Origin of the sequence: Pacificibacter marinus, assembly GCF_900109555.1 — a bacterium.
In the GTDB taxonomy this organism is placed as follows: domain Bacteria; phylum Pseudomonadota; class Alphaproteobacteria; order Rhodobacterales; family Rhodobacteraceae; genus Celeribacter; species Celeribacter marinus_C.
On sequence record NZ_FNZV01000027.1, the window covers coordinates 4,116 to 11,805 of the forward strand.

Genomic DNA, 7,690 nt, shown 5'->3' on the forward strand with positions numbered 1-7,690 from the left:
CGACACATCTTGCAAGCTAACGCGGTTCACTTGGAAAGACTTTTCCAAATTAGCACCGGATCGCTCGCTTTTAGGCGAAGATTTTTCCGCCGGCTTCGAGGTAAGTTGAGATATGGATAAAGGCTCAACGCGAGGCATCATGATGAAATCCCGACAACAGGAGCAAAATCACGGAGAGAAAGAGAAACATCTTTTTCTCTCGCCGCCGCCATTAATTTTTCTATGTGCCAATGAGGTATAACCCCACCAGTACCACCCTTTGCCCTTGGCACCTTCCACATAGAAACGCGCGTCCGGTGAACCCCGACAACTTTAGCTACTTCGGTAGGCCCACCAAGGGCCAGTATGATTGTTTTTGCAGGTTCCATAGCTGACAGGTAGCGATTTTAGCTACATTAAGCAAGATCAAATGTAGCGATTTTCTTTACTGATGATTATTTACGAAAGCACTACAATAACGCCATGACGAATGAACACTTCCAACGCGCTCCCAACCTAAGCGAATGGGTAAATGCAGCTCTTTCCGCATCAGGCCTCAATCAGGCTGCCCTCAGTGATGCACTAAACACGCGGGTATCTAAGAAAATTGACAGATCAATTATCAACAAGATGACACTTGGAAAGCGGTCAATATCAGCGGAAGAGATGCTAGCCATATCAGACATAACAGGATACCCATTACCATCTCGAATACAGCCGACACCAACTTTAGCGATAGTCGGACAAGTTGGCGCAGGCGCAAAGATCCAACTCTCAGACCCCTACCCAAAGGGTGAAGGAATTTATCGTATTACCTGCCCCCCACAAATAGATCCGCACGGCATAGTTGCTGTGGAGGTGACAGGAAACTCAATGGAGCCCGCTTATGAAAGCGGAGACATCCTATTCTATTCACGCGACGCTCTAGGTGTTCCAATCGAAGCCATCGGGCGCAGATGCGTCGTAGAGGATGCTTCCGGCATGGCTTGGGTCAAACTACTACGCCGCCGTGATGGCCAGCCAGACGGCCTATTTGACCTCATATCATTCCACGCCGACACACCACCCATGTATGACGTAACCATTAAATGGGCTGCACCAATCAAAATGCACCTTGGTAGAGATTTAGTGACTAAGATTTAGAAAAGGCCGATATAATACAAGCTTTTCATCGCACATACTGAACTCCACTCTACACGGCGCACCTCCAGATAGGCACTACAGAAAACTTCCAAATCACCCCGCCTTGCGCGGGTTTTCTTTTGACTTAAAAGCATGAACATTCTTTATGTTAGCGCGTAAGTAGCGAAAAAAGCTACAATACAACTTGCGGCGCGTAGCGATTTACGCTACACATCCATCACCCGCCGAAGACGCCACAGGCAGATCGCGGAATTTCATGATGGAGAGACCCATGTCCCGCATTCAACACACAGACTTTTCGCTCAAACGCAGCCCTGCGCCTAGTGCCCCTTATTTTGTCAATAATCTGATCTTCGGCCTTGACCCTTTGCGCATCGATCACGCGCAGATCATCGTGGGCGCGCCGCACAATCATCCTGCTCTGCGCCGTGCGCTGGCCTTTCGCACCCTCAAAGAGGCGCGGGGCGAAACCGTCAATTCCAAGCGGTTGATCCTGTCCGCCCTCACATCGGTTGAGGGCACAGCATGAACCGCGATCCAATCCAAAATCTGTTGAACCGCATCAACCAGCAAAGCGACTTTGCGACGAAACACGATGCCTTTGTCGCAGAAACACTCGAATGCGGCGGCAGCTATCAAGCGCAAGCTGGCAACACCTTCATGATCGACCTGCACGGCATTCGTGTGCTTGCCAACTCCGAGGCCAACGCGCACGAGCTTTGGCTGCGCGCGGCCAATATCCAAATGAGAAGACTGGGCGGTGCGGCATGACTTTTACGCCTGCAGAACAACGTGCCCTGCCTTTACTCACGCAACCTGAGAAGATTGCGGCCCATCGTTTGGGTGTAAGCCAATCGGCGTTCAAATATCACAAAGCCAACATCATTCGCAAAACTGGCACGGCAAACCTGTGCTCGGCGGTCGCGACATTGGCCGCACAAGGCCACGCCTTTGAGTGTTTGGAGGGGCGCGCATGACCATCCAAAGCCCAATCGCCCGCCCGCGCCGGCTCTTTGCTCTCACTGAGAGTGACGCGCCCAAAGGCGCGGTGTTCATCGGCCCCAAATCCAAATGGTGGCCCAAGCAGCACAATCCCAGCAGCACGCCAGCCTACGCCCGCGAGACCTATCGGCAATCCTTAGCGGTGCCGTGCAAATGGCGCGAGCGCATTGAGCTCTGCAAGGAATTGCGCGGCAAAGACATCGCCAGCGCATGTCCGATTGATCAGTCGAGCTTTGTTGATGTGCTGCTGGATATCGCGAACAGCGATGAATTTTGATGACCCGCCTCACGCAAATGCATCCCGCCCAACAGGCTGGCATCTTGTGCAATGATCCGCAGTTTCAACAGTTCGCAGCCATCCGCAGCGGCTTGCCTGGCACTCAATTCTGCGCCAGCGCCTCAGCTCAATATCTACGCGAGGCGTGCAATATCGCCAGTCGCCGCGAGCTCAACACAAATGCGATCGCGCACTCAAACTTCGCAGCCTTGCGCACGTCATTTGATGCGTGGGCCGGACGTATAGCGTCACCCAATAACTGAGAGGATGATTAACGTGATGACCAAGCACAGCACACCGCCCGAAGCCGCCCCAATCCCAGAGCGCCACGATCCCTACAAAATGCGCACGCTTGAGCAGATCTTAGCGCTGTTCAATGGCGGTGAGTTCCTATCCGAAGTGATGGAGGGGCACAAAACGCTCATGCAAGACTTGCTGGAGCACAATGATCTGCACGGCTCCAAAGGCTGCACCGGCACCATGACCATTCAGCTGAAATACGCAGTCGGCAACGCTGGCGATGTTGGCATGGGCGCGACGGTTACTTTTGCGCCGCCCAAAAAACCACCGAGCTCTGCGGGCGCCTACATCAACGATGCGGGCGAGCTCACACTCTACAGCCCGATGATGGCGCGGATGAATACCCCGCTGCGCGACATCTCTGATCACGACCCCGAAACAGGCGAAATCCGCGACGCCGATTGATCGCGCTAACTGATCGCGCGGATTGATCGCGCTCGAAAAATCCCCCCTCACAGAAAGACAAACCATGCTCAATCTCACCCCTCTCACCAACGACAATCCTGCCCAAACCATGCGCGATACAATGCTGGAGCTTGGCAAACATGACGCCATCGCTCTGCCCGAAGGCATGGATCTGACAAAGCCGTTTCTGATCACGGTGCCAGACAAGCGTAAGGTCGAGGATCTCACGCACAAATACCTGTCGGCAGCGCAGCACCTAAAACCAACCCAGCGCAAAGGCACCGCCCGCCTCAAAGACTTGGAAAGTCTTGTGGCTTGGGCCAACCGCTTTAAGGGCGACAGCTCAGTCTTGTTCGCCAATCCTGTTATGGACACCCCGTCTTTGACCTGCATTGCCGATTATCATGATGAAGGCCCAGCAGACCCGACAAACCCGCTTGGCGATCCGAGCGCGCGTCACGGTCATCATCGTGGGGTCTATGATTTTCCCCTGTCTGATGATTGGAAAGCATGGATGGCGGTGTCTGACACACCGCTCGAAAAAGACGACATGGGCGAGTTTATTGAGACGCAGGCCAAGAACATCATGGATCCAACGCCCGCGATCATTGCAGGCGTACAGGACGACAAAAACGACGATTGGGAAAATCGCCTGATTGAAACGGCCTGCAAGATTGAAGGTCGATACGGCCAGCTCACGCAGCTGCTGCAAATGTCCAAACAGTTCCTCATTAATGAAACCAGTGACCTCAAACTGACCACCAACCGCGACACTGGCGAAGCGGAAATGAAGTTCATCAATGAGCACAAAGGCCTCAACGGTCAGCCGCTGAACCTGCCAAACTTGATCATTATTGCCATCCCGGTGTTTCTAAATGGCCCGCTGTACCGCATGCCCGTGCGCTTTCGCTACCGCAAGTCCGGCGGTCAGGTGAAGTTCATCCTGTCGATCTACAACCCCGAGAAAGCGTTCGAGGCGTCCTTCGATGAGTCCCTCGACCTCGCCGTCGCGCACACCGACCTGCCGCTTTTTAAAGGCACGCCGGAAGCGTGATCTCTTTTTCTGGACCTTGGAAACAGGGGCCAGCGATGGACGTCACAGAATGAAGTTCGAAAGCAGATATTTTGGAGAAGAGCCCCGTGAGTAATTCCCTATCGCAATTGAATGATCACTTGTTTGCGCAGATCGATCGGCTGTCAGCCACGGGTTTGACTGCTGAGCAGATCGATACAGAGGTCAAACGCGCCGGCGCAATTGTGTCCGTTTCCGATACGATTATCGACACCGCCAAAACCCAGCTGGTCGCGGCCAAACTCTTTGCAGAGCACGGCAACCATGTTCTGCCGATGCTTCCCCAAATTGGCAGCAGCACAGATATTGAGGGCGAAAAGTCATGAAGGGCGCTCGCATCATTTACAGCGCCACCGAGCTGGCATGGATTGAAGCGAACAGGCGCACCGTGCGTAGCAAGGCGCATGCCCTGTTTATTGCCAAGTTCAATCGCCAAGACGTTTCTCTCGCGAACTATATCGGCCTGTGCAAACGCAACAGCTGGCTCACCGGACGAACAGGACGTTTTCATGCGGGGCAAGTATCTTGGAACAAAGGTAAGAAAATTGGCGCGCATCCAAACAGTGCGGCCACGCAATTTCAAAAAGGCCAAACCCCGCCCAACCGCGTGCCACTGTGGACTGAGCGCGTTGACCAAGATGGTTACATTGAAATGAAGGTGCCCTTGTCCAATCCCTTTGTGCCAAGACAAAAGACACGCTTCATGCACAAGCATCGCTACCTTTGGGAACAAGAAAACGGACCCGTTCCAGAGGGCCACGCCTTGAAAAGCTTGGATGGCGACCGCACCAACTGCGCCCCTTCAAACTGGGACGCCATTCCGCGCGCAATGCTGCCGCGCCTCAACAACCGTCACGGTCGCGATTTCGACCAAGCAAATCCCGCGATCAAGCCAACCATCATGGCAGTGGCAAAGCTTGAGCATGTCGTGAGTGAAGCTCGGAAGGGACAGTCATGATCTTCGCACCCATTATCATCACTGGCATCGCGTTTGCTATTATCGCTTTCACCCTCATCCAACCAATTGCGACGATTGTGCTATGGGGCTTTATTGGTAGCTGGGTCGCCGCGCTTATTATTTCCGCAATATATATTTTTGTTAAAACCAAAAGGTCACAGCAATGACCGACAAGCCAATCCCATTTTCAGGCCCCATGATCTGCGCGCTACTTGATGGCCGTAAAACGCAGACCCGCCGAGGCTTGAAGATCAAGGGGCACAAAGGCTTTTTCCAATTCGGTCAATCGGAAACGAGTGGCTATGACTGGACCTTTCGGCGCGCCGACTACGTTTGGGAAGACTACAGGCACAATGAATTCCTTGCACTGTTGCCTTACCAAATCGGCGATCGCCTTTGGGCTCGCGAGGCCCACTTTGCCTATGGTCGATGGATCACAACAGGCGAGCTGACCAAGACAGGCAAGCCAAAACGCAGATTCGAACGCGACCTTGCACGGGCTGCATTATTTGACGCGAACAGTGATATCGTCTGGAGCCGCCCAGAGGCTGAATACGGACTCTATAAACGGCCTGGCATGTTCATGCATCGCGCCGATAGCCGCCTCACCATGACCGTGACAGACGTTCGCGTACAACGCCTCAAGAACATCAAAGGCCATGATTGCATTGCAGAGGGCATCCCTGCAGTAGGCCGCTGCTACGGCGAAACCCGTGACGCCTTTGCCAACTTATGGAACGGCATCAACGGCCCTGGTGCATGGGAGAGCAACCCATGGGTCGCAGCCTATACCTTTATCACTCACAAACAAAATATTGACCTGAGAGGCGAATAAAATGACCGTACCAAACCCAGCCGCAGACGCCCTTGGGATCACAGAACTAAAAGGCCAAGTCGCAACATTAACGGACCTTGTGCGACAACTCCTCACAGACGTGCGCCCGATGGAATACACTGTCGCACAAGTTGCCGCAGAACTTCGCGTATCAGAGCGAACAGTAAAGCGGCGAATGGACAAGCTAAAAGCACAAGGCAAGATTGCCCCAGGTGCGCGCACTATTCCGCGCGACCTAATAGATAAAATGGGCTGAGTGCGCTAATCCAGTTTTTGAGCAACAGCCGCAGCATCCTGTTTGTAGTAAGTATTCAACAGGATTGCCAAGTCACGGTGGCCCGTCATTTTTGCCAACTCCAAAACATCCAACTTACGCGCCAGCCGCGTGGTCGCCGTCCTGCGGCTGTCATGGAATCGCAAACCAGACACAGTCGCGCCATCCCGCAGCTTGCGCCACAACGCATCAAGCTGCGCACTTTGCAGCCCAAACACCGGATCAACACGCGGCAAAACTTCCAGTAGCCGCACCGCCTCACTGCTGAGGGGCACATCACGGGGATGGCCGTTTTTGGTATCAGGCAAATGCGCAACGCGACGTGACAGATCAATGTGTTCCCACGTTAGCCCAACAATCTCCCCCGCACGCATCGCAGTCTCAATTGCAAACAAAAACGCATGGAAAACCCGCGCACGCGCATGACTTAAATCAGCACCAGCCGATAAAGCCAAAGCCTTCAGCTCACTATCAGTTACGATCCGATCGCGTGGCGCCGGCGTTCTGGGCTTGCGCACATCGGACACAGGATTGCTTTTCAACAACCCCCACTCTTTATGCGCGACAGTCATGACCGCACTGAGTAAATTCATCTCGCGCGCCACAGAGGCTGGCTGCACCTCTTGCAACCGTCGATCACGCCAATCGGCAAAATCCGAAGGCGCTACCTCACCGATAGCAATGGCGCCGATAGGATCCCGACCAAGCTTAGCAAGCCGAACAATTTCCCATCTTTCACCCTTGCGCAGCGGCGAAACCTCAGATGCATAGCGATTAAACACATCAGCCAATGACTGAGATGAAGCAATAAACTCAGCGTTAAGAATCGCATACTCTTGTTGATTGGCCCAATCCGTCGCCTCGCGCTTTGTCGAGAAAGACGCAGAGCGCCGTTTTCCCTCACGCTCTACTTGCGCGCGCCACTTGCCACTTGGTAACTTAGAGAAACTAGCCATAACATCCCCGCCCCCACCGTGGGGGATTTGTGGGGGATGATTTGTCAAAAGCGCCTGACAAATCAAGAAAAAACGCCAAGCTACAAGGCTAAAAGCGCTATTTTGTCCATATTTTGGGGATTTTGTCCATTCACTTGGACAAAGTTGGTGCCCAGGAGAGGACTCGAACCTCCACATCGTTGCCAATACTAGCACCTGAAGCTAGCGCGTCTACCAATTCCGCCACCTGGGCAGGTGTGGTGACTTGGCGATGTAAAGAGGAGTAGAGGGGCTGTCAACGCAGATTCGATAGTTTTCGAATGCGTTGATAGCGTCTTGTTCATTTGATCATGAAAAGCTAAGAAAAATATAGAAAATGGCATTGGAGATGCAGATGACGAAATTGGTCACCATCTATGGCGGCGCTGGCTTTGTTGGGCGTTACATCGCACGTCGTATGGCGAAAGAAGGTTGGCGCGTGCGCGTGGCGGTACGTCGCCCGAACGAGTC

14 protein-coding genes and 1 tRNA gene are annotated in these 7,690 nt (G+C 53.4%); 13 read left to right on the forward strand and 2 right to left on the reverse strand.

Features of this window, described 5'->3' with window-relative positions; genetic code table 11:
- Positions 1 to 462: 462 nt before the first annotated feature.
- The 12 genes from BM025_RS18440 to BM025_RS18495 all read left to right on the forward strand — a co-directional run bounded on the left by BM025_RS18440 (position 463) and on the right by BM025_RS18495 (position 6,227).
- Positions 463 to 1,122, forward strand: a complete 660-nt coding sequence (locus BM025_RS18440; protein WP_085850206.1) for a S24 family peptidase — start codon at positions 463 to 465, stop codon at positions 1,120 to 1,122.
- 271 nt (positions 1,123 to 1,393) lie between these two features.
- Positions 1,394 to 1,651: a hypothetical protein gene (locus BM025_RS18445; protein WP_085850207.1), complete on the forward strand. Its 258-nt coding sequence runs from the start codon at positions 1,394 to 1,396 to the stop codon at positions 1,649 to 1,651.
- Positions 1,648 to 1,893: a hypothetical protein gene (locus BM025_RS18450; protein WP_090875487.1), complete on the forward strand. Its 246-nt coding sequence runs from the start codon at positions 1,648 to 1,650 to the stop codon at positions 1,891 to 1,893. Before BM025_RS18445 ends, BM025_RS18450 begins: the two co-directional genes overlap by 4 nt.
- Complete coding sequence (locus BM025_RS18455) at positions 1,890 to 2,099, forward strand: helix-turn-helix domain-containing protein (protein WP_085850209.1); 210 nt, start codon at positions 1,890 to 1,892, stop codon at positions 2,097 to 2,099. Before BM025_RS18450 ends, BM025_RS18455 begins: the two co-directional genes overlap by 4 nt.
- On the forward strand, positions 2,096 to 2,401 hold the full coding sequence (locus tag BM025_RS18460; RefSeq protein ID WP_085850210.1) for a DUF4326 domain-containing protein: 306 nt from the start codon (positions 2,096 to 2,098) through the stop codon (positions 2,399 to 2,401). Before BM025_RS18455 ends, BM025_RS18460 begins: the two co-directional genes overlap by 4 nt.
- A complete protein-coding gene (locus BM025_RS18465) occupies positions 2,401 to 2,664 on the forward strand; it encodes a hypothetical protein (protein ID WP_085850211.1) in 264 nt (87 codons plus the stop codon). The genes BM025_RS18460 and BM025_RS18465 overlap by 1 nt, the downstream gene beginning before the upstream one ends.
- A gap of 16 nt (positions 2,665 to 2,680) precedes the next feature.
- Complete coding sequence (locus BM025_RS18470; protein WP_090875431.1) at positions 2,681 to 3,106, forward strand: hypothetical protein; 426 nt, start codon at positions 2,681 to 2,683, stop codon at positions 3,104 to 3,106.
- A gap of 64 nt (positions 3,107 to 3,170) precedes the next feature.
- Positions 3,171 to 4,160, forward strand: coding sequence for a DUF2303 family protein (locus BM025_RS18475; RefSeq protein ID WP_085850213.1), 990 nt, complete (start codon positions 3,171 to 3,173; stop codon positions 4,158 to 4,160).
- An 86-nt stretch (positions 4,161 to 4,246) separates the two neighbouring features.
- Positions 4,247 to 4,504 carry a hypothetical protein gene (locus tag BM025_RS18480; RefSeq protein ID WP_085850214.1) on the forward strand — a complete coding sequence of 86 codons (258 nt, stop codon included), beginning with the start codon at positions 4,247 to 4,249 and terminating at the stop codon, positions 4,502 to 4,504.
- Positions 4,501 to 5,136: an HNH endonuclease signature motif containing protein gene (locus BM025_RS18485; RefSeq protein ID WP_085850215.1), complete on the forward strand. Its 636-nt coding sequence runs from the start codon at positions 4,501 to 4,503 to the stop codon at positions 5,134 to 5,136. The genes BM025_RS18480 and BM025_RS18485 overlap by 4 nt, the downstream gene beginning before the upstream one ends.
- Before the next feature lie 163 nt (positions 5,137 to 5,299).
- Positions 5,300 to 5,971, forward strand: coding sequence for a hypothetical protein (locus BM025_RS18490; RefSeq protein WP_085850216.1), 672 nt, complete (start codon positions 5,300 to 5,302; stop codon positions 5,969 to 5,971).
- A 1-nt stretch (position 5,972) separates the two neighbouring features.
- Positions 5,973 to 6,227, forward strand: coding sequence for an HTH domain-containing protein (locus BM025_RS18495; protein WP_085850217.1), 255 nt, complete (start codon positions 5,973 to 5,975; stop codon positions 6,225 to 6,227).
- Positions 6,228 to 6,232: 5 nt separating this feature from the next.
- Here the strand turns inward: BM025_RS18495 and BM025_RS18500 are convergent, their stop codons facing one another.
- Both BM025_RS18500 and BM025_RS18505 read right to left on the reverse strand, forming a co-directional pair.
- A complete protein-coding gene (locus BM025_RS18500) occupies positions 6,233 to 7,201 on the reverse strand; it encodes a tyrosine-type recombinase/integrase (RefSeq protein WP_085850320.1) in 969 nt (322 codons plus the stop codon).
- A gap of 145 nt (positions 7,202 to 7,346) precedes the next feature.
- Positions 7,347 to 7,433, reverse strand: a tRNA-Leu gene (locus BM025_RS18505).
- 141 nt (positions 7,434 to 7,574) lie between these two features.
- Here BM025_RS18505 and BM025_RS19030 point away from each other — a divergent pair.
- Positions 7,575 to 7,690, forward strand: a 116-nt coding sequence (locus tag BM025_RS19030) for an NAD-dependent epimerase/dehydratase family protein (RefSeq protein WP_139204610.1), incomplete at its 3' end; no start/stop codon positions are given.